This window comes from Methylobacterium indicum, from assembly GCF_001043895.1.
Lineage (GTDB): Bacteria > Pseudomonadota > Alphaproteobacteria > Rhizobiales > Beijerinckiaceae > Methylobacterium > Methylobacterium indicum.
In genome coordinates this window covers 1-1,070 of sequence record NZ_JTHF01000483.1, presented here as the reverse complement: position 1 = coordinate 1,070, position 1,070 = coordinate 1, and the positions used below count along the sequence as shown (strand labels likewise).

Genomic DNA, 1,070 nt, shown 5'->3' with positions numbered 1-1,070 from the left:
TCCTCGACCTCAACCTCGCCGTCGGCGAGGTTGAGGTCGAGGATCGCGAGGTCGATCGCCTCGAGGTCGATCAGCGCCAGGGCTTCGCGGTTGGTGCGGGCCGGGCCGACGGCGTGGGCGTTCGCGCCGGTGACGATCTCGGTCAGTTCAAGGGCGACCAGCGCCTCGTCCTCGACGATCAGCACCCGTCGTCCGTCCAGCATCGCGATCTCCGTCGGTTCGGGGCGGGCGAATCGGTGCCCGGCCCCGGCATCCGCGGCGAGAGTGTGTCGCCGGCCGGGCCCGGTCAATCACGCGGATGCGGCACCCGGGATTAAAGGCTCCTTAACCATGTTGCCGGCATGGTTTGCCGGGCCGTGATCGGCGGCGGCGCGCCCATCGGGGCGCGACCCGGGCGGTTTGGACGAGGCGCGGAGTGTCGGCGATGGGCGAGGCGGCGTTGAACATCGCGGGCCAGGAGCGGGGCGGCCCGGATTTCGATCTGGTGCGGCGCCTGCTCCTCCCGCCGGGCTGGCTCGGCCCCCGGCCCTACCGCCTGCCCGAGCCGGACGAGGCGCCCGAAGAGGATCTCGACGATCTCGTCGCTCAGCTCGAGGCCGAGAACAAGGTGATGAAGGCGGTGATCCGCTCCGAGCGCGAGGCGGCCGCCGAGCTGCGGGCGCAGGTCGCGGCGCTCACCACCCAGCAGGCGCAGGACGACACCATCCAGGACGACCTGCGGGCCGACCGCGACCGCTGGGCCTCGCTGGTCGAGCGCCTGCTGTTCGCCTCCCGTTGAGGCGCCCCCCGCATCGACCCGAGATCACGGGTCCCCGCAGTCGCACGGAGACGGCCATGAGCCCCCGCTGCTCGCTCGTCGTCAACGGCAAGCCCGTTCGTGTGGCGACCGGCGACACGCCCCTCGATGCCGCGCTGCCCCGGAACGTGGCGGCCGGCCGCGACGGGGTGATCCAAGATGCCCAGCTGCAAGGCGCGCAGATCCAGGATTCTCTGCCGCGCCTGCGCAACACCAGCCGCGCCCGGCCCCGCCTCGGCGACGGCGCCGCCACCCGGCCGGGCGCGGCTGGTGT

General features: G+C 73.1%; 1 protein-coding gene and 2 pseudogenes. 2 read left to right on the top strand and 1 reads right to left on the bottom strand.

Going from position 1 to position 1,070, the window contains the following annotated elements:
• Positions 1 to 203 (bottom strand): annotated as a pseudogene (locus tag QR78_RS31640) (response regulator); the annotation flags it as partial.
• Positions 204 to 424: 221 nt separating this feature from the next.
• Between QR78_RS31640 and QR78_RS31635 the strand changes: the two are divergent.
• Both QR78_RS31635 and QR78_RS31630 read left to right on the top strand, forming a co-directional pair.
• Positions 425 to 778: a hypothetical protein gene (locus tag QR78_RS31635; protein ID WP_048431612.1), complete on the top strand. Its 354-nt coding sequence runs from the start codon at positions 425 to 427 to the stop codon at positions 776 to 778.
• A 56-nt stretch (positions 779 to 834) separates the two neighbouring features.
• Positions 835 to 1,070, top strand: a pseudogene (locus tag QR78_RS31630) (hypothetical protein); the annotation flags it as partial.

Excerpts from the sequence above, each read along its gene's own strand:
- QR78_RS31635 (WP_048431612.1), top strand. The coding sequence starts at position 425 with ATGGGCGAGGCGGCGTTGAACATCGCGGGCCAGGAGCGGGGCGGCCCG.